Genomic DNA, 19,333 nt, shown 5'->3' with positions numbered 1-19,333 from the left:
GCCGGCCGCCTCGTCGTTCCACGTGACCTCGCTGCGGATGCCCTGCCCGGGCAGCGCGTCGAGCTGCGTGCCGCCGCAGCCGAGCACGTACGGGCTCGATGCAGGGAAGTCGACATGATCGGCGCCGTCCTGCAGCCCGTCGCCCGAACCGCTGTCGCCCGATGCCGCGCACACCGTGATGCCCTGCGCGGCCGCCGCCTGCAACACGCGGTTGAACGCCTGCGCGGACTGCGTCTGCCAGATCGCTTCCGGGCCGCCCCAGCTGATCGAGATCACCGACGGCTTGTTGGTCGTATCGCTGACGGCCGCGTTGACAGCCTGGATGAAGCCCGCGTCGCTGTTCGCCGCAAAGTACACGGCGATCTTCGCAGCCGGTGCAATCGCGCCGGCGATCTCGATGTCGAGCGCGACTTCGCCGTCCGGGCCGCTCGGGTCGCCGGTCGGCGTGTTGCGGCCGGTGCCGACGTTCACATCGACGAGCGTCGGCGGCGTCGTGATGCCGAGCCCGCGGAAATATTGCTGGATGTCGGCCGCGCGATAGCCGCCGCCGAGTTCGATGATCGCGATGCACTGCCCCGCGCCGTCGCCGGCCGGGAAGCCGTACAGCGATGCCAGCTGGATCGGGGTGAACGTGACGCCCGCCGCGCCGCCGCGCGCGGGCTTGAACGGCGGACGCAGCCGGAAGTGCGGCCGCGCCTGCGGACGGCTGTCGAGGCCGAGCACGGCCGTGACGGCGTCGCCGAGATCGTCGGGCAGCGCGATCGGGCCGGAGCGGCCGCGATACTGACCGATCGACTGATGCTCGAAGCGCTCGAGCTTGACGCCGAACGCCGCTTCGAACTGCTGGATCGTGCCGGACAGCACGACGACGCTTTCAACGGGATCGACGCGATCGACCGTCAGCTGGTGACGACGCGCGAAGTCCTCGGCCTTGCGAATATCGTCGGGATTGGCGGAAAAGCGTTGCGCGAAAGTGGCGCGCGACACCGGCTTCGCTTGCGCGTCGCCGGTGGCGAGCTGGTGAAGCAGCGTATCGAGTTGCCCTTCTTCCTGCCGCCGCAACATGATCGTGACGTGGATGCGTTCTGCCGGATCGCACGGGCCGAGGCACTTGGACTCGGCGACGATTCGGGGTTCACGGTCGGCGTGAAGATGCCTTGCCATGTTCAGACCCTCCTTGGTACCGCGTTGCACGGAACAGCCAGGAAATCGGACAGGGCCGGCGGGAGACGGTTCCGTTCGGTCGGTCGGGTTCGCGCAGCGCGAAGTAACAGGGAGTTTAGAACAGTCAGACGATTTGCGCGCACGCCCTTCTGCGACGGGGCGCACACGCGGGCCGGCGTTGCGCGCGGCCGTCATCCGGTGCGGCGACGCGCCGCGCGACTTGCGCCGGCGCGACGCCGCGTCGGCACTCAGTCCATCGACAGGCGCAGCGCAAAGCCGATCAGCGCGGCGGAAAACGTCCAGCGCTGCACCGTCTGCGCGAGCGGATGCGCGCGCATCCACGCGGCGATCCGCGACGCACCGAACACGCACGCGAGGTCGAAGCACACGCCGGCCGCCACCAGCAGCGCGCCCAGCTCGAACATCTGCAGCACGACCGGCCCGGCCTCGGGGCGCACGAACTGCGGCAACAGCACCGAGCAGAACAGCAGCGCCTTCGGGTTCAGCAGGTTGGTGAGCAGGCCCTTCACGAACGACTGGCGCAGCTCGCCCGCCGTCGCTGCCGCGTCGCCATCGCCAAGCGCAAACACGGGCGAACGGAACACCTGGATCGCGACATAGGCGAGATAGAGCGCGCCGCCGTAGCGGATCACTTCGTACAGCCACGGCGCGCTGCGGATCAGCGCCGCGACGCCGCACGCGGACAGCGTCACGTGCGCGGTGCGCGCGAGCGACAGGCCGGCGGCCGCCGCCATCCCCGGCCGCACGCCGCGGCCGATGCTGGTCTGCAGCACCAGCGCCATGTCCGGCCCCGGCACCGCATAGATGGCCGCCAGCGCGGCGAGATAAATCAACAGCAAATGCGTGGAAATCATGGTCTGCCCCTGTCCTCTTACGACGATATGTTGCCGCCAGGGTACGAGGGATTATTGGCCATATTTGGTTCAGGATTGGCGATCCGTAGGGGAATCCGCCACAATCACTGAATCTGAACCAGGAATCCGCCAACATGACCGAACTCGACAAAACCGACCGCGCCATCCTTGCCGCGGTGCAGCGCGACGGCCGCCTGCCGATCGCCCGTCTCGCCGACACCGTGGGCCTCTCCGAGACCCCGTGCGCGCGGCGCCTGAAGCGTCTCGAAAACGACGGCTACATCGAGCGCTACCGCGCGCAGTTGTCGCGCCAGGCGCTGGGGTTCGGTGTCGTCGCATTCGTGCTCGTGCGGTTCGCGACACACGACCGCAAGACCGCCGACCGCTTCGAGCGGGAGGTGCTCGGGATCGAGCGGATCCTGGCGTGCCACAACGTGGCGGGCACGGCCGACTATCTGTTGCAGGTGGTCGCGCGCGATCTCGACGACTACGGCACGTTCCTGCGCGAATCGCTGCGGATGCTGCCGGGCGTGACGTCGATCGAATCCGCGCTGTCGCTGCGCGAGGTCAAGCATGACGCGGGGTTGCCGGTGCCGTGATGCGAGCGGGCGGACGGCGCACGCAAGCCGAACCCGGCGCCCCTTTTTGTCACTTCGACGCCGATCGATGTGGGCAGCGTCGGGCGGCCCGCGCCGCCGCAACACTCGTTCACATTGTTGAGGCCGGCGGCCTACGCGATGTCGGGCGGCTGGTGCGCGCGTTCGAGATCCTCGAGAAACGCTTCCACGAGCGGATTGCCGCGCCCATTGCGCGCGACGACCATGTGGAACGTCACGTCGTAGCGCAATTGCTCCGGATTGAGCGGCGTGAGCAGCCCCTGCGCGACGTACGGCGCCGCGAAGTGCTGCGGCAGATAGCCGAGGTGGTGGCCGGACAGGATCAGCAGCGCGACGGCCTCCATGTTGTCGGCGGTCGCGGTCACGCGGTCGGGCGTCGTCGACATCTGCGCTTCGGGCAGCGGATACGAGCGCCACGCCCATTCGAAGCCCGCGACGTCGGCCGGCGTCAGCGCACCGGCGCCGTCGAACAGCGGATGGCCGCGGCCGCAGTAGGCGACCTGGCGCTCGATGAACAGCGGTGTGTAGTGCAGCGTCGGCACCCGGTGCCAGAAGTAGCCGACCGCGATCTGGATCTCGTCGCTCAGCAGCTTCTCCTCGAGATCGCCCGGCGCGCGCACGGAGATCGAGAAACGCACGGCCTCGTCGCGGGTGCGGAACGCGGCGATCGCCTCGGCGATCCGCGCGTTCTGGCTCACCGGCGTATGGCCGATCAGGCCGATGTGCAGCGTGCCGACCAGTTGGCGGTCCATGTGCCGTGCCGCCATCCCGAATTCGTCGAGCGCAGCCAGCAGCTTGCGGCTCATCGCGTGAAAGCGCTCACCCTTCGGCGTGAGCCGGAAACCGCTGCGGCCGCGCTCGCAGAGCCGGTAGCCGAGCCGCGTCTCGAGCGACGACAGCTGCGCGCTGATCGTCGACTGCCCGACGTTCAGCACGGCCTGCGCGGCCGATACGCCGCCCGCGTCGGTGACCGCGAGAAACACGCGGATCAACCGCAGATCGAGGGTCGACAGATTCCCCAGCACGTTCATCCCCTTCCATACATCGATGAAAATCGATGTTTACGTCGATATCTTCGCATTCTTCTTTCCCGGCGGAGCGCGTAAAACTGTGCGCCAAGCCGCGTCGCATGATACGGCAACCCCACATCGGAAGAGACAGCCATGAACGACCACACTCATTTCCAGCCGCTCGGCGGCAATGAAATGCCGCGCTGCGGCGGCATCGCGACGATGATGCGCCTGCCGCACGTGGCGAGCGCCGAAGGCCTCGACGCCTGTTTCGTCGGCGTGCCGTTCGATCTCGGCACCTCCAACCGCACCGGCGCGCGCTTCGGCCCGCGCCAGATCCGCACCGAATCCGTGTTGCTGCGCCCGTACAACATGGCCACACGCGCAGCCCCGTTCGATTCGCTGCAGATCGCCGACATCGGCGACGTCGCGATCAATCCGTACAACCTGCACGATTCCATCGCGCGCATCGAAGCCGCGTACGACGCGATCCTCGAGCACGACTGCAAGCCGATCACGCTCGGCGGCGACCACACGATCGCGCTGCCGATCCTGCGCGCGATCCACCGCAAGCACGGCAAGGTTGCATTGATCCACGTCGATGCACACGCCGACGTGAACGACACGATGATGGGTGAAAAGATCGCGCACGGCACGCCGTTCCGCCGCGCGGTCGAGGAAGGCCTGCTGCACGGCGACAAGGTCACGCAGATCGGCCTGCGCGGCACAGGCTACGCGGCCGAGGATTTCGACTGGTGCCGCGAGCAGGGCTTCCGCGTCGTCCAGGCGGAGGAATGCTGGAACAAGTCGCTCGCGCCGCTGATGGAAGAAGTGCGCGCGCGCGTCGGCGACACGCCCGTCTACATCAGCTTCGACATCGACGGCATCGACCCGGCGTACGCGCCGGGCACCGGCACGCCGGAAATCGCGGGCCTCACGGTGCCGCAGGCGCTCGAAATTATCCGCGGCGCGAAGGGGCTGAACATCGTCGGCTGCGATCTCGTCGAAGTCGCGCCGCCGTACGACCCGTTCGGCACCACGGCGCTGCTCGGCGCGAACCTCGCGTACGAGCTGCTGTGCGTGTTGCCGGGCGTCGCCTACCGCGACTGATCCCCGCGCCACGACCTATTCCAAATCAGAGGATTCCAGAGGAGCACACATAAAGATGGGGACTTCCGTCAAGCAACCCAAGCGGGCGGCGCTCGCGTCGTTCGTCGGCACCACGATCGAGTGGTACGACTTCTATAGCTACGCGACCGCCGCCGCCATCGTCTTCGGGCCGCTGTTCTTCCCCGGCGAAAACCGCTTCATCAGCCTGCTCGCGTCGTTCGGCTCGTTCGCGGTCGGCTTCTTTGCGCGGCCGCTCGGCGGCGTGATGTTCGGCTACCTCGGCGACCGCTTCGGCCGCAAGCGTTCGCTGCTCGCGACGCTGATGCTGATGGCCGTGTCGACCGTCGCGATCGGCCTGCTGCCGACTCATGCACAAGCCGGCGTGATCGCACCGATCCTGCTCGTGCTGATGCGTGTGCTGCAAGGCATCGCGGTCGGCGGCGAATGGGGCGGCGCGGTACTGCTCGCCGGCGAGCATGCGCCGGAAGGCAAGCGCACGTTCTTCGCATCGTTCGCACAGCTCGGCAGCGCAAGCGGCCTGATCCTGTCGATGCTCGCGTTCGGCGCGATCAGCACGCTGTCGAAGGAAGACATGATGAGCTGGGGCTGGCGCGTGCCGTTCCTCGCGAGTTCCGTCCTGCTGATCGTCGGCTTCGTGATCCGCGCGAGCGTGTCCGAGTCTCCCGAGTTCGAGGAAGTGAAGAAGAGCGGCAACATCGCACAAAAACCGTTACGCGAAGCGCTCAAGTACTGGCCGTTGCTGCTGCTCGCGATCGGTGCGAACGTGTACGGCATCGCCGGCGTATATTTCAGCAACATCTTCATGATCAGCTATGCGACGCAGTTCCTGTCGCTCGACCGGTCGATGGTGCTGCATTGCATGACGATCGTCGCCGTGCTGCAGTTCGTCGTGCAGCTCGCGGCCGCGTTCCTCGCGCAGCGCTTCGGCACCACGCGCGTGCTGCTGATCACCGGCGCATGGGCCGCGATCGTCCCGTTCGTCATGCTGCCGCTCGTGCACATGGGTACGCCGCTGTCGATCACGGTCGGCGTCGGTCTCGCGACGCTCGCGGAATCGGGCTACTACTCGGTGGTCGCGGGCTTCGTCAGCGGCATCTTCGTCGCACGCATCCGCTACACGGCGATCTCGATCGCGTACCAGGTGTGCGGTGCACTCGCCGGCGGCCTCACGCCGCTCGTCGCGACCATCATCGCGCAGAACACCGCGCCGCAATGGTGGCCGCTCGCGCTCCAGTACACGAGCGCCGCGATCGTGTCGTCGCTGTGCGTGTGGCTGATCTCGCGCCGCGTGAGCATCGACGATGCGGGCGCGCCGAGCCGGAAGGAAGAAGTGCCGCTGCCGCGCGGCGCACGCACCGCGTAACGTCCCGCGACGGGCAGGCAACCTCGCCTGCCCGTTTTTCATTAGGCAGCCCGGCGGTGCGCCCCACCGCCTGCCTCACCCCACATTCATCGCCTGCCTCGACGGCATCGCAGCAGGCGGGCGCACGCGGTCGCCTTGCCGAATCGCGTGCGACTCAGGAGACACGACCGCCATGAACCGCCTCGACACGCTCGATCTCGGCCGCACCGAATCGGCCGGCCTGGCGATCGAGCACCACTCGATCGACTACATTCCGGAACACGAACGCCACGCCAAGCTCGCGAGCCAGGGGCCGTTCTGGTTCCTCGGCAACTTCCATTTCTTCACGATCTCGATCGGCTTCGTCGGGCCCGGCATGGGCCTGTCCGCCGGCTGGACGACGTTCGCGGGCGCGCTCGGGATCATGTTCGGCACGATCTTCATGGCGTTTCACGGCTCGCAGGGCCCCGAGATGGGGCTACCGCAGATGATCCAGTCTCGTGCGCAGTTCGGCTATCGCGGCGTGATCGTCGCGCTGCTCGCGACACTTTTCGTGTTCGTCGGCTTCAACGTCGTCAACGTGTCGCTGATGGTCGACGGCGTGCACAACGTGTTCGGGATCGACGGCGGTTTCGTCGCGATCGCGGCCGTCGCGACCGGCGCGCTGCTCGCGATCTACGGGCACGACCTGATGCACCGGACCTTCACGTGGGCACTGATCGCGACGCTGCCGCTCTATGCTCTCGTCACGCTCGCGCTCGCGTTCGGTCACGCGGCGCCTGCATCGGGCGTCGCGGCCGCCGCGCCCGCCGTCGCGCCGGGCTTCAACTGGATCGGGTTCGCCACACAGTTCGCGATCGCCGCCAGCTACAACATTTCGTATGCGCCCTACGTGTCCGACTATTCGCGCTATCTGCCGAAACACACCAGCCGCGCGAAGCTGATCGCGGTGATCTTCGCCGGTGCCTCGCTGTCGGGCACCTGGATGATCGGGCTCGGCGCGTGGCTCGCACAGAAGCTGCACGCGGCGGACGCGCTGGTCGCGATGAACGACGTTGGCACGTCGCTTGTGCCGGGCCTCGGCAAGCTGATCGCGATCGTGTCGCTCGTCGGCTTCCTGCCGATCATCGCGCTCAACGCATACAGCGCGATGCTGACCGTGCTGACCGGTATCGACTCGATCGTGCCGATCCGGCCGACGCGCCGCGCGCGCGTCGCATCGATCGTCGCGATCAGCACGTTCGTGCTCACGTGCGTGTTCGCGATCCGCGGCAACAGCATCGCGCTGCTGCAAACGTTCCTGACGCTGATGCTCTACTTCCTCGTGCCGTGGACCGCGGTGAACCTCGTCGACTATTTCTTCGTGCGACGCGGCCACTATGCGATCGCGCATTTCTTCACGCCGGGCGGCCTGTACGGCGCCTGGCAGCCGCGCGGCATCGTCGCGTACCTGGTCGGCTTCGCGGCGATGGTGCCGTTCTTCTCGATTGTCGATGCCGAGGCGAACCGCGAGATCTTCGTCGGCCCGTTCGCACGCCTGCTTGGTGGCGTGGATATCGCCTGGCTCATCGGCCTGGTCGTCGCGGGGGCCGTGTACTGGCTACTGTCCCGCTCGCTCGATCTGGACCATGAGCGCCAGGTGATCGCGGCAACGCCGGCCCCTGACGCACTGCCCGGCACGCCCGGACACCAGGACATGTGACGTAGCAAGCGGCAATCGTCAGCTTTCTTGATTGCCGCCTTCCGGCGCACCCTTCGTGCCATACATCGTGCCGATCCTGATCGGTTCGCGACCGTTCACCTTGCAGTGCAGGTTGGTATCGCGCAGCGAATACGCACATCCGCAGTACTCCTGCTGATAAAACGTGTCGCGCTTGCTGATCTCGATCATGCATGCCGAGACGCCGCCCTTGTGCTGGTTGTATTCCCGGGACATCAACCCCGGATAGCGTGCGGTGCGCTCGAAACGCATGTCGGAATACATCGTGCAGCGCACGCCGCGCTCGGGCTCGTTTTCGTGCGCCATCCCGCGCGCATGCGCGAACTCGTCGTCGCGATCGTCATCATGTCGATTCCTTGAAGACGACTTTCCGGACCACATTGCGCAGCACGGCGTCGGCGATCTCCGCACGTTCCTTCGCCGCGCCAAGCTCCATGGAATAAAAATCCAGGTCGAGCAACGCAGCTTGCGCTTCATCGCATTCAACCCACGCGCGGGCAATGGTACGCAACGCGTCCCGATCGGTCCGCCGCAGCCGGTCCACCACCGCACGGCCGACCTCTTGGTACATCGCCCCACAATCGTCGCTGTCGTCGTCGAGCGACTTCAGCAGCCGTTCGATCGCGTCATTTTCCACATTTCTCATCTTGTCCTCGTCAGCGTGCTGTCACGAATGCACCGGGAAACGTTTGGTCAGCTCGGCGACCTGCGCACGCACACGCTCGATCGCCAGTTGCTCGACGACGTCGACGTACTCGCAGCCGCCGTCGTAGCGCTCGCCCGGATAACCTTCCGCGTACTTGTTCGTGAGTTAAAAGCCCTGTGCGGCCATCACGGCCGGGCTCGTGTAATTTTCCGACGCGATCAGTTCGATGTGATCTTCCTTGCGACGGTTTTCCTTCCGGATGGCAGCGTACAGTTCCGGGGCGGTCCGGTCGAGCGGGTAGCGGTTACGTTCGAACATGGCAGGAATGGGATCCCCCCAAAAAAACAGTGGAAGCGACCCGTCCCGGCGCCTGCCCCGGACGATCTCGATCGGTGCGATACCCGCCGCCGGATCATCGATCCCGGCAGCACGCACGCAACGTTCGCGTGTTATTGCACCTGGTTGCGCAGCGTCTTCGCGGCGGCGACCATGTTCGTCAGCGCCGGAATCACCTCCGCCCACTGGCGCGTCTTCAGGCCGCAGTCCGGGTTCACCCACAGGCGCTCCGCCGGAATCCGCTCAGCCGCCTTCTTCATCAGGCCGACGATGTGATCCTGCGTCGGGATGTTCGGCGAGTGAATGTCGTACACGCCCGGCCCGATTTCGTTCGGATACTTGAAATTGTCGAACGCGTCGAGCAGCTCCATGTCCGAACGTGACGTCTCGATCGTGATGACGTCCGCATCCATGTCGGCGATCGACGCGATGATGTCGTTGAACTCCGAATAGCACATGTGCGTGTGGATCTGCGTATCGTCCTGCACGCCGTTCGCGGTGATGCGGAACGATTCGACCGCCCACTTCAGGTACTCGCCCCACTGCGCGCGGCGCAGCGGCAGCCCTTCGCGCAGCGCAGCCTCGTCGATCTGGATCACGCGCACGCCGGCCTTCTCGAGGTCGAGCACTTCCTCGCGGATCGCCAGCGCAAGCTGGTAGCACGACACCGAGCGCGGCTGGTCGTCGCGCACGAACGACCAGTTCAGGATCGTCACGGGGCCGGTCAGCATGCCCTTCATCGGCTTGTTCGTCAGCGACTGCGCATACGTGATCCACTCGACCGTCATCGCCTTCGGGCGGCTGATGTCGCCGAACAGGATCGGCGGCTTCACGCAGCGCGACCCGTACGACTGCACCCAGCCGAACTGGCTGAACGCGTAGCCGTCGAGTTGCTCGCCGAAGTATTCGACCATGTCGTTGCGCTCGGCTTCGCCGTGCACGAGCACGTCGAGTTCGAGCGATTCCTGTTCGCGAACGCTGCGTTCGATCTCGGCCTGCATCGCCTTTCGGTAGCCGGCTTCATCCAGCGTGCCGGCCTTGAACTGGCTGCGGGCCTGGCGGATTTCGCCGGTCTGCGGGAACGAGCCGATCGTCGTCGTCGGGAACGCCGGCAGGTTCAGGCGTGCCGACTGCTTCGGCGCGCGCTGCGTATAGGGGCTCACGCGGTTGCCGAGCTGCGCGTCGATCCGGGCAATCGCAGCCTTCACCGCCGGGTTGTTCACGCGCGGCGAGTGGCGACGCGAATGGATCGCGGCGGCGTTCGCGGCCAGCGCATCGGCCACCTTGTCGCGGCCTTCGTTCAGTGCGGTCGCGAGCACCTTCAGCTCGTCGAGCTTCTGCAGCGCGAACGCGAGCCACGAGCGGATTTCCGCGTCGAGCTTCACTTCGCTCGCGAGATCGACCGGCACGTGCAGCAGCGAGCACGACGGCGCGAGCCACAGACGATCGCCCAGTCGCTTCGCGAGCGGCTCGAGCCAGTCGAGCGTCGCGTTCAGGTCCGTCTTCCAGATGTTGCGGCCGTTGATCGCGCCCACCGACAACACGCGCTCGGCCGGCAGTTCACGCGCCAGCGTGTCGACTTCGCTACGTGCGTTGATCGCATCGATATGCAGGCCGTCGACCGGCAGCGAGGTCGCGAGCGCGAGGTTGCCCTGCAACTGGCCGAAATACGTCGCGAGCAGCACCTTGATCCGGCGCGTTTCGAGCGCAGCGTACGCGGTCCTGAATGCTTGCTGCCATGCCGCGTCGAGTTCGGTGACGAGAATCGGTTCGTCGATCTGCACCCATTCGACGCCTTGCGCGGTCAGCGTATCGAGCAGCGCGCCGTACACGGGTAGCAGCTTCGGCAGCAACGCGAGGCGATCCGAATCGTCCTTCGCCTTGCCGAGCCACAGGTACGTGACCGGGCCGACGATCACCGGCTTCGCGGCCACGCCCTGCGCCTGCGCTTCCGCCAGTTGCTGCAGCAGGCGCGACGGGTCGAGCGAGAAGTTCGTGTCCGCGTGGAACTCCGGCACGATGTAGTGGTAGTTCGTATCGAACCACTTCGTCATTTCGCCGGCCGACACTCCGCCGCAGCACGCGGCGTGCTCTTCCGCCGACTGTGCCGAACGGCCGCGCGCGACGCGGAAATAGTTGTCGAGCGCGTCGCCGTGGAAGCCCTGCACGCGCTTCGGCAGGTTGCCGAGCGTGAAGCTCATGTCGAGCACCTGATCGTAGAACGCGAAGTCGCCAACCGGGGCCAGGTCGAGGTCGCGCTGGTCGTTCCAGTGACGCTGGCGCAGCTCGGCGCCGAGCGCCTTCAGCGCGTCGCGCGACGATTCGCCCTTCCAGTAGCGTTCAAGACCGAACTTGAGTTCGCGCTTCGCGCCAATGCGCGGGAAACCGAGGTTGTGTGTCGTGACCATGAGCGCCGTCCAGAAGAGAAATTGAAGGTCCGGCAATCATCATAGGGATTTCAAATCATGAAATAAAATGGCATTATTTCATTAATCCATTAAAGTTATTCATGCATCCGTTGCGCGAGCGAAATCCATGCTGGAACGATTCCATCTCGTCGTCATTCGTGAGGTCGAGCGCCAGGGCTCGCTGACCGCGGCCGCCAATACGCTGCATCTCACGCAATCGGCGCTCAGCCATACCGTCCGGAAAATCGAGCAGCAGCTCGGCACGCCGATCTGGGATCGCGAGGGTCGCGGCCTGCGGCTCACGCAGGGCGGCCAGTATCTGCTGAAGCTGGCGAACCGCCTGCTGCCGCAGTTCGAACTCGCCGAGGAGCGGATGAAGCAGTACGCGAAAGGCGAGCGCGGCACGCTGCGCATCGGGATGGAGTGCCACCCGTGCTACCAGTGGCTGCTGAAGGTCGTGTCGCCCTACCTGTCGCGCTGGCCCGACGTCGACGTGGACGTGAAGCAGCGCTTCCAGTTCGGCGGCATCGGCGCGCTGTTCGGCTATGACATCGACGTGCTCGTGACGCCCGATCCGCTGAACAAGCCGGGCCTGCGCTTCGACCCTGTGTTCGACTACGAGCAGGTGCTGGTGGTCGCCGATTCACACCGGTTCGCGAACGCCGACTACGTGACGCCCGAGCAACTGACCGACGAGATCCTGATCACCTACCCGGTCGAAACCGACCGGCTCGACATCTACAACCAGTTCCTGGCGCCGGCCGGCATCGTGCCGAAGCGGCACAAGTCGATCGAGACGACCGACATCATGCTGCAGATGGTCGCGAGCGGGCGCGGCGTGGCCGCGCTGCCGAGATGGCTGGCCGACGAATACGCGGACCGGATGCCGGTCGTGCCGGTCAAGCTCGGCAAGAAGGGAATTGCGAAGCAGATCTTCCTCGGCATCCGCGAAGCGGATGCGTCGATCGACTATCTGGCCGCGTTCGTCGCGCTGGCGCGCGAATCGACGTGGAGCGCGCCGCGCATGCTGCGCTAGGCGCGCCCCGTTGCGATGCGCGTCAGGCGGCGCGCATGCCGACGCGTTCGGTGCGCTCGACCCATGCGCCGAACAGCAGGCCGATCGTCGTCCACATGATCACCTGCATGCCGATCGCCGCGACGCGGAACTTCCACAGCACGGCGGCCGGGAACGCTGCCGGCACTTCGTTGATCGACGGCAGCCCGAGCTGCACGGCCGCGATGATCACGATGAACACGAGCCCCGCGACAATCGATGCGTTCCATTGGCCGAGCTTCGCCAGCAGGTGGCGACGCACGTTGACCGAGAACACCATCGTCGCGATCGAGATCGCGATCATCAGGAAAAACAGGCCCGTGCGATAGCCGATCGTGTCCGGGTCGCCGACCGACGGCGGATTGGCCGGGTACTTGATGTTCGGCACGATCACGAGGGCGATGAACGCAGCCAGCGCGAGCCACGCGGCCAGCGGCCGTGCCGGGAGCCGGCTGCCTCGGCCATACGCGTACGCAAAGACCAGCGAGAACAGCCCGCCGAATGCCGCGCCGTAGGTCACGACGCCCGTCAGCAGACCGAGGCCGGCCTGCGTGTGGCGGCTCACCAGCTCGGGTTCCGGCGCGTCGCCCTTGGCGGCATCGAGTTTTTCTTCAAAGGAGATTGCCTGATCGACTTGCGGTTCGCCGACGACTTTCGCGAAACCGAACGTGAGAAGGCCTGCGGCGATGCCTGCGAGCATCCCGCGCATGAGCAGCTTTCCGACCATCATGAACTCCGCGTCAGTGGCAGGGGAAGCCGAGCAGATGGCGACCGTCGTGGACGAACTCGTGGACGTACATGCCCGGCACGAGCGACGTGGCCCCCTGTTCCGCACCGACGAAGTAAATCGCGAGCAACAGGATCAGGCCGACGAACACGGCCCACGGCAACAATTCACGGACGGGGATGGGCGCCGGCACGACCGCCGGCTTCAGCACTGCTTCGCTCATGGATGCACCTCAGGGGAATCGCGCCCCGACAAATGTTGGATGGGTACGAAGGCAGGTCTGGCTTCCGGGATCATGGATCACCGGTTACAGTGGCGCGACCGCGCCGGAATTGAACCGGCTTCCGCGTTTCGTATCGGGCGAATTGTACGCGCGAACGTTCGCGTATTGAAGCGGCGACCGGTGAACGAACGCACCCGTCCCGGATCATCCGAAACACGACATGAACATGCATGCCTCGCTGCGCCTGATCGCACACGCATCGACCCGCGCGATGCGCACCGGCACGTTTCCCGACGACGATCCGCTCGACGCGCACGGGCTCGCCGAAGCCTTGGCACTGCGCGACCGGTGGACAGGCGTGACCGGCGCGCTCGTGCTGTGCAGCCCGGCCCGCTGTGCGGTGCAGACCGCCGATGCGCTCGGCCTGCACGCCGACGTCGATGACGCACTGCGCGACATCGATTACCGGAACTGGCGTGGCAAGCGGCTGCACGACCTCGCGCGCGACATGCCTGACGAATTGAGCGCGTGGATCGGCGATCCGTCCGCGTCGCCGCACGGCGGCGAATCGTTCGACGCAGCGATGCGCCGTGTCGGCACATGGTTGAACGCGCTGCAACACGGCCGCGACATCGTCGCCATCACGCATGCGCCGATCGTTCGCGCGGCCGTCGCGCATGCGCTGCGGATGGATCCCGGCGCGGCAACCCGCATCGACGTCGCACCGCTGTCGTGCACGACATTCGCTGCGTCGCCGCACGGATGGATGTTGATCGCCGACGACGATCGGCGCGACACTGCCACATAGCCTCCCGCCGTGTTGCGTTCACTTTGTGGACCACGACGCAAGCCGATGCGTCGCGTCGCATCGTAATCGCATCGCGACGCTCGCCTTACGTCGCTGTAAGACACTCCGTTCGTTGTCCCTGCTGTCATCAAACTGACTGCTAGCCGAAGCTAGGATCGGTCGCGGTTCCCTTACGAGATACCGTCATGAATCAACCTGCTTCGTCTACCCCGAACAATTCGGGTTCCGTCGAGCGCACCAGGCAGCTCGGCTATGCCGTCTTCCTGCTGGTGCTCGCGATCGGTGCGATCTATATCGCCACGCACCTGATCGACGATCTGTCGCCGATGCGCGAAGGATCGCTGTTCCCGTACCTGATGCTTGGCGCCGCGCTGCTGATCGCGCTCGGCTTCGAGTTCGTCAACGGTTTCCACGACACCGCGAACGCGGTGGCCACCGTGATCTATACGCACTCGCTGACGCCGAACGTCGCGGTGATCTGGTCCGGCCTGTGGAACTTCCTCGGCGTGATGATCTCGAGCGGTGCTGTCGCGTTCGGCATCCTGCAGCTGCTGCCGGTCGAGCTGATCCTGCAGGTCGGCAGCGGTGCGGGCTTCTCGATGGTGTTCGCGCTGCTGATCGCCGCGATCGTGTGGAACCTCGCGACCTGGTATTTCGGGTTGCCGTCGTCGAGCTCGCATACGCTGATCGGGTCGATCATCGGCGTCGGGCTGATGAACCAGCTGATGCACGGGCCGTCCGGCACGAGCGGTGTCGACTGGGGCCAGGCGCTCGGTGTCGGCAAGTCGCTGCTGTTCTCGCCGATCGTCGGCTTCCTGTGCGCGGCGCTGCTGCTGCTCGTGCTGAAAACCCTCGTGAAGATTCCGGAGCTGTACAAGGAGCCGCCGAAGGATCAGCCGCCGCCGTTCTGGATTCGCTGCCTGCTGATCCTGACCTGCACCGGCGTGTCGTTCGCACACGGCTCGAACGACGGGCAGAAAGGGATGGGCCTCATCATGCTGATCCTGATCGGCACGGTGCCGGCCGCCTACGCGCTGAACAAGGCCGTCACGCCAGCCGAGACGCAGACCTTCGTAGCAGTCGCGAACCAGGCAGCCGCGACGTTCGGGAAGTACACGAACGGCGTCGCACCGTCCGCGAACCCGCGTGCCGACGTCGAGCTTTACGTCCAGCATCGCGAACTGACGCCGGCCGTGATCCCCGCCGTTCAGCAGTTGTCCACGTCGCTCGCGACCGCGGTCGGTGCATCGGGCTCGATGGCCGCCGTGCCGCAACGTGACGTCGACAACGTGCGCAACACGATGTATCTGGTATCGGAAGCAATCCGCCTGATCGAGAAGTCCGGTCAGCCCGCGTTCGCCGCCGACGACAAGCTCGCGATCGACAACTATCGCAAGCAGCTCGACCACGCGACCAAGTTCATTCCGACGTGGGTGAAGGTTGCGGTCGCGATCGCACTGGGCCTCGGCACGATGGTGGGCTGGAAGCGGATCGTCGTGACCGTCGGCGAGAAAATCGGCAAGCAGCATCTGACGTACGGACAGGGCGCGTCGGCCGAACTCGTCGCGATGCTCACGATCGGCGCGGCCGACGTGTACGGATTGCCCGTGTCGACGACGCACGTGCTGTCGTCAGGCGTCGCAGGCACGATGGCGGCAAACGGATCGGGCTTGCAATGGGGCACGGTGCGCAGCCTCGTGCTGGCGTGGGTGCTGACGCTGCCGGCGTCGATCGTGCTTGCCGGCGGACTCTATTGGCTGTTCCGGTCGGTGGGATAACCGGTGATTCGGCGGGGGCCGGCGACAGCCGGCTGCCCGCTGCAGAAGATTTGCCCCTCGCTTCTTCGCTTCTTCGCTTCCTCGCTTCGCCGCTTCGCCGCTTCGCCAATTCGACTCGACGAGGCATCCGGTGCGTCCCTGCCGTCGTGAGCGTTCACCCTCTTTCTTTCCTGAATTGAAGCGCAAGATCTGGAGCGCGCCGGCGCATGGACATCCGTAGACTGGGCGCATCAACATTTACCGTGGGCTCGACCATGCGGACGACGCGGCCGATGCATTCCGCACGACTGAATGGCGCCACATTGCTGACGAACCGAGGTACGCCCGTGAACATTGCCGACCTGCAACCTGCCGTCGAATCGCTGGAAATCGCGCAACGCGTCAACGCGATCGACTGGACGACTGTCGATGCCGATCTCGATCGCTACGGATGCGCGCGCGTGCCGGGCCTGATCTCGGCAAGCGAGTGCGCGACGCTCGCATCGCTCTATCCGCGCGATGCGCTCTATCGTTCGCGCGTCGTGATGGCGCGGCACGGGTTCGGTCGCGGCGAATACAAGTATTTCGCGTACCCGCTCCCTGCGATCATCGCCGAGCTGCGTGCGACGATCTACCCGCATCTCTCGCCAATCGCGAATCGCTGGAACAAGGCACTCGGGATCGACGTCCGCTATCCGGCAGACCACGCAACCTTCCTCGATCGCTGCCACGCAGCGGGACAGACGCGACCGACGCCGCTGATCCTGCAATACGGCGCCGACGACTACAACTGCCTCCATCAGGACCTGTATGGCGAACATGTCTTTCCGCTCCAGGTCGCGATCCTGCTGTCGTCACCGGGCAGCGATTTCACTGGCGGCGAATTCGTGCTGACGGAACAGCGACCACGCATGCAGTCGCGTGCGGAGGTGGTGCCGCTGACGCAAGGCGACGCCGTCATCTTCGCCGTGCACGGCAGGCCCGTGCAGGGAACGCGCGGCGTCTATCGCGTCAACCTGCGCCACGGCGTCAGCCGGATTCGGAGCGGCCATCGCCACACGGTCGGCATCATCTTCCATGACGCACAGTGACGGCTATCGGAACGAGCACGACGCTGTCGCGCCATCTGCCATACAGGCGGATTCTTGCGGGCAATACCGCGCATCCAGCGATGCCAATCGCGCGTGATCGATCAGGGTTCTTCGCGAATGGGTATCACTAGGCGATCAGTTCGGTCATCCACCATGGGAGATGACCTTTTCGCTTCTCGTCAAAACGTCGCTATACGCTGGCCGCATGTTTCGAGTGAGCGACAGAGAGCCCGGACACTCACCTGTCGCAGCGCACAGTCGACAGAAAACCCGGCCTACCCACGCGCCACATTCGCCCGCAGCCGGTCGCCCGCATCCGAGGCGAGCCGTGCATAGCCCGGCAACGTCAGCAACGCGAGCACGCCCGCCGCGACGAACGCCCAGCGAAAGTCGTCAAGCACGTAGTGCATGCCGGCCGCATCACCGCGCACCAACGCCGCGAGTCGCAGCGACAACGCACCGAACGCGATGCCCATCCCGATCGTCATCTGCTGCGCGGCGCTCCACAGCGTGCTGGCCGCACTTGTCTGCTGAGCCGGGATATCCGCATAGGCCAGCGTCGCGAGCGTCGTGAACTGCATCGAGCGCGTCAGTCCGTAGACAAATACGACAAATAGCGTGATCGCGAGTGGCGTCGAGGCAGTCAGCCAGCCGCATGCGATCGTGAAGAGGCCGACTATCGTCACATCGACGAGCGCGACGCGCCGGAAGCCGAAGCGGTCGAGAATCCACGACGTTCCCGCCTTCATCCCGAGATTGCCGAGCGCGCTCGCGAGCAGCAGCAGGCCGGACTGGAATGGCGACAGCCCGAAACCGATCTGGAACAGCAGCGGCAGCAGGTACGGCACGGCATTGACGGCCATTCGCGTAATCGATCCGGTGATCACCGTCACCGAGAACGTCGGCACGTTCAATGTCGTGAAGTCGAGCAACGGATGCGCGCAACGTCGCGCGTGCCACCACGCGGCGATGCCGAACAGCACGCTCCCGCCCACCAGGACAGCCGCGCGCGTAAAGTGGACGTCTTGCTGGCCGGCCGCTTCGGTGCCGATCAGCAGGCAGGTCAGCGCACCTCCGGCGAGCACGAAGCCGCCCCAGTCGAGCGGCCGTTGCTCGTCGGCCCGCGTGTTCCGGACGATCAGCCAGGTACAGACCAGCGCGGCAATGCCGAACGGGACGTTCAGCAGGAAGATCCATCGCCATGACGCATAGGTCGTGATGAAGCCGCCGATCGGCGGCCCGACGACGGGCGCGACGATGCCTGGCCACGTGATCGTCGCGATCGCACGCATCAACTTCGCCTTCTCGGTGCTGCGCACGACGATCATGCGCCCGACCGGCACCATCATCGCCCCGCCGACGCCTTGCAGCAGGCGCGCAGCGGTGAACGTCACGACGCCCTCGGACAACCCGCACAGCACCGACGCACCGGTAAAGACGACGATTGCACTGGCGAACACCGTGCGCGAGCCATATCGGTCCGCGATCCAGCCGCTGATCGGGATGAACACCGCCAGCGCCAGCATATAGGCCGTCATCCCGAGACTCAGCGCGTTCGGCCCGACGCCGAACGAGCGCGCCATTTGCGGCAGCGCGGTCGCGATCACGGTCGTGTCGAGGTACTCCATGAAGAACGTCGCGGCGACGAGGTACGGCAAGAAGTCGGTCGTCCGACCACCTTGGGCAGGGCTGTCAGTCATGAACGATGCGGGAGACGGAATACGGAGGACACCGACCACCCGCGGTTGCCTGGAAGCACCGGGAATCGGGACGAATGGCGATATTACCCCGAAGGGCTTGTACCTCGCTCTGCCGGGCATGTCGCGCGAATGGACTTTATGCGCATAGATTTTTTATGACGATTTGGCGCTGGGCTCGCTGCGTGCGCCGATGATCACGTTGGCGCAACGTGTCTATGGGCCAGTAGATGGTCCGGGAGGGCTGTCGCCAAGACGCATCAATTGACCGCCATTTTCGACAAACATCGCTCATCGTCGGCCAATGATGTGCCATCGATGGATGGATCGACGTTAGATGGGCACTCAGTGGCGAGCCGATTGATGTGGGGAAGAGAGTGCGCCGAGAGATTTCGATGGCGCAGAGCTGTCGACCGCTCGAGAACAATGGAGGCCCAAGACGACGCATTCGACGCTTCGGCTCCAGCCAGATTGATGTGGAGCGCGGCGAAACGCACCTAAAGATTTGCGTGGCGACGGTACCGCGAATTGCTCGAGAACGGCAGGTGCCTGGATCGGCGCATTCGGCGCTCCAGCCTGGCCGCCCGTGCCAATCCTTGATGCATTTCCGCCGCGCCAATGCAAAAACCCCCGCCTTTCGGGCGGGGGTTTCTGGCTTAGGGAGCCTGACGATTACCTACTTTCACACGGGAATCCGCACTATCATCGGCGTAGAGTCGTTTCACGG

General features: G+C 65.5%; 17 protein-coding genes, 2 pseudogenes and 1 riboswitch. Of the genes and pseudogenes, 9 read left to right on the top strand and 10 right to left on the bottom strand.

The window, feature by feature from the left end:
• Both G3O00_RS27725 and G3O00_RS27720 read right to left on the bottom strand, forming a co-directional pair.
• Positions 1 to 1,164: S53 family peptidase (locus tag G3O00_RS27725; protein ID WP_206144913.1), on the bottom strand; the 1,164-nt coding region annotated here is incomplete at its 3' end.
• Between the two features lie 248 nt (positions 1,165 to 1,412).
• Positions 1,413 to 2,039: a LysE family translocator gene (locus G3O00_RS27720; RefSeq protein WP_027790530.1), complete on the bottom strand. Its 627-nt coding sequence runs from the start codon at positions 2,037 to 2,039 to the stop codon at positions 1,413 to 1,415.
• Between the two features lie 134 nt (positions 2,040 to 2,173).
• On the opposite strand from G3O00_RS27720, the gene G3O00_RS27715 reads away from it, so the two are divergent.
• Entirely contained in the window at positions 2,174 to 2,638 is a 465-nt protein-coding gene (locus G3O00_RS27715) for an Lrp/AsnC family transcriptional regulator (RefSeq protein ID WP_011353982.1), read from the top strand.
• Positions 2,639 to 2,769: 131 nt separating this feature from the next.
• Here G3O00_RS27715 and G3O00_RS27710 read toward each other — a convergent pair whose 3' ends face one another.
• On the bottom strand, positions 2,770 to 3,681 hold the full coding sequence (locus G3O00_RS27710) for a LysR family transcriptional regulator (RefSeq protein ID WP_041493453.1): 912 nt from the start codon (positions 3,679 to 3,681) through the stop codon (positions 2,770 to 2,772).
• A gap of 138 nt (positions 3,682 to 3,819) precedes the next feature.
• Between G3O00_RS27710 and speB the strand changes: the two genes are divergently transcribed.
• The 3 genes from speB (at position 3,820) to G3O00_RS27695 (ending at position 7,841) form a co-directional block, all read left to right on the top strand.
• A complete protein-coding gene (gene speB / locus G3O00_RS27705) occupies positions 3,820 to 4,776 on the top strand; it encodes an agmatinase (protein ID WP_011353980.1) in 957 nt (318 codons plus the stop codon).
• Positions 4,777 to 4,831: 55 nt separating this feature from the next.
• Positions 4,832 to 6,160: an MFS transporter gene (locus G3O00_RS27700; RefSeq protein ID WP_174935566.1), complete on the top strand. Its 1,329-nt coding sequence runs from the start codon at positions 4,832 to 4,834 to the stop codon at positions 6,158 to 6,160.
• A gap of 172 nt (positions 6,161 to 6,332) precedes the next feature.
• Positions 6,333 to 7,841, top strand: coding sequence for a cytosine permease (locus tag G3O00_RS27695; RefSeq protein ID WP_206144912.1), 1,509 nt, complete (start codon positions 6,333 to 6,335; stop codon positions 7,839 to 7,841).
• 18 nt (positions 7,842 to 7,859) lie between these two features.
• On the opposite strand, the pseudogene G3O00_RS27690 reads toward G3O00_RS27695, so the two are convergent.
• The 4 genes and pseudogenes from G3O00_RS27690 to metE form a co-directional block, all read right to left on the bottom strand.
• Positions 7,860 to 8,171 (bottom strand): annotated as a pseudogene (locus G3O00_RS27690) (epoxyqueuosine reductase QueH); the annotation flags it as partial.
• Between the two features lie 31 nt (positions 8,172 to 8,202).
• Positions 8,203 to 8,505 carry a hypothetical protein gene (locus G3O00_RS27685; protein WP_174935564.1) on the bottom strand — a complete coding sequence of 101 codons (303 nt, stop codon included), beginning with the start codon at positions 8,503 to 8,505 and terminating at the stop codon, positions 8,203 to 8,205.
• 63 nt (positions 8,506 to 8,568) lie between these two features.
• A pseudogene (gene glyA, locus G3O00_RS27680) lies at positions 8,569 to 8,823 on the bottom strand (serine hydroxymethyltransferase); the annotation flags it as partial.
• Positions 8,824 to 8,954: 131 nt separating this feature from the next.
• The gene (gene metE, locus G3O00_RS27675) at positions 8,955 to 11,249 is read right to left on the bottom strand and encodes a 5-methyltetrahydropteroyltriglutamate--homocysteine S-methyltransferase (RefSeq protein ID WP_206144911.1); all 2,295 of its coding nucleotides are present in this window, start codon (positions 11,247 to 11,249) and stop codon (positions 8,955 to 8,957) included.
• 127 nt (positions 11,250 to 11,376) lie between these two features.
• Here metE and G3O00_RS27670 point away from each other — a divergent pair, with 127 nt between their 5' ends.
• Positions 11,377 to 12,285 (top strand): LysR family transcriptional regulator, encoded by a 909-nt coding sequence (locus tag G3O00_RS27670; protein WP_206144910.1) that lies wholly within the window; start codon positions 11,377 to 11,379, stop codon positions 12,283 to 12,285.
• Between the two features lie 22 nt (positions 12,286 to 12,307).
• Here G3O00_RS27670 and G3O00_RS27665 read toward each other — a convergent pair whose 3' ends face one another.
• On the bottom strand, positions 12,308 to 13,030 hold the full coding sequence (locus G3O00_RS27665) for a CbtA family protein (RefSeq protein WP_206144914.1): 723 nt from the start codon (positions 13,028 to 13,030) through the stop codon (positions 12,308 to 12,310).
• A 13-nt stretch (positions 13,031 to 13,043) separates the two neighbouring features.
• Positions 13,044 to 13,253 (bottom strand): CbtB-domain containing protein, encoded by a 210-nt coding sequence (locus G3O00_RS27660; RefSeq protein ID WP_011353973.1) that lies wholly within the window; start codon positions 13,251 to 13,253, stop codon positions 13,044 to 13,046.
• Between the two features lie 32 nt (positions 13,254 to 13,285).
• Positions 13,286 to 13,428: riboswitch (cobalamin riboswitch) on the bottom strand.
• A gap of 45 nt (positions 13,429 to 13,473) precedes the next feature.
• Between G3O00_RS27660 and G3O00_RS27655 the strand changes: the two genes are divergently transcribed.
• From G3O00_RS27655 to G3O00_RS27645, 3 genes are all read left to right on the top strand, one after another.
• Positions 13,474 to 14,061: a histidine phosphatase family protein gene (locus G3O00_RS27655; RefSeq protein ID WP_174935562.1), complete on the top strand. Its 588-nt coding sequence runs from the start codon at positions 13,474 to 13,476 to the stop codon at positions 14,059 to 14,061.
• A gap of 185 nt (positions 14,062 to 14,246) precedes the next feature.
• On the top strand, positions 14,247 to 15,839 hold the full coding sequence (locus G3O00_RS27650) for an inorganic phosphate transporter (RefSeq protein ID WP_011353971.1): 1,593 nt from the start codon (positions 14,247 to 14,249) through the stop codon (positions 15,837 to 15,839).
• 326 nt (positions 15,840 to 16,165) lie between these two features.
• The gene (locus G3O00_RS27645) at positions 16,166 to 16,909 is read left to right on the top strand and encodes a 2OG-Fe(II) oxygenase (protein ID WP_206144909.1); all 744 of its coding nucleotides are present in this window, start codon (positions 16,166 to 16,168) and stop codon (positions 16,907 to 16,909) included.
• 275 nt (positions 16,910 to 17,184) lie between these two features.
• On the opposite strand, the gene G3O00_RS27640 is transcribed toward G3O00_RS27645, so the two are convergent.
• Positions 17,185 to 18,609, bottom strand: coding sequence for an MFS transporter (locus tag G3O00_RS27640; protein WP_206144908.1), 1,425 nt, complete (start codon positions 18,607 to 18,609; stop codon positions 17,185 to 17,187).
• 392 nt (positions 18,610 to 19,001) lie between these two features.
• Between G3O00_RS27640 and G3O00_RS27635 the strand changes: the two genes are divergently transcribed.
• Positions 19,002 to 19,333: hypothetical protein (locus G3O00_RS27635; RefSeq protein ID WP_206144907.1), on the top strand; the 332-nt coding region annotated here is incomplete at its 3' end.

Origin of the sequence: Burkholderia sp. Ac-20384, assembly GCF_017104605.1 — a bacterium.
GTDB lineage: Bacteria > Pseudomonadota > Gammaproteobacteria > Burkholderiales > Burkholderiaceae > Burkholderia > Burkholderia lata.
Note: the sequence above shows the minus strand (reverse complement) of the source record. Positions and strands in the feature narration are given on the sequence as shown.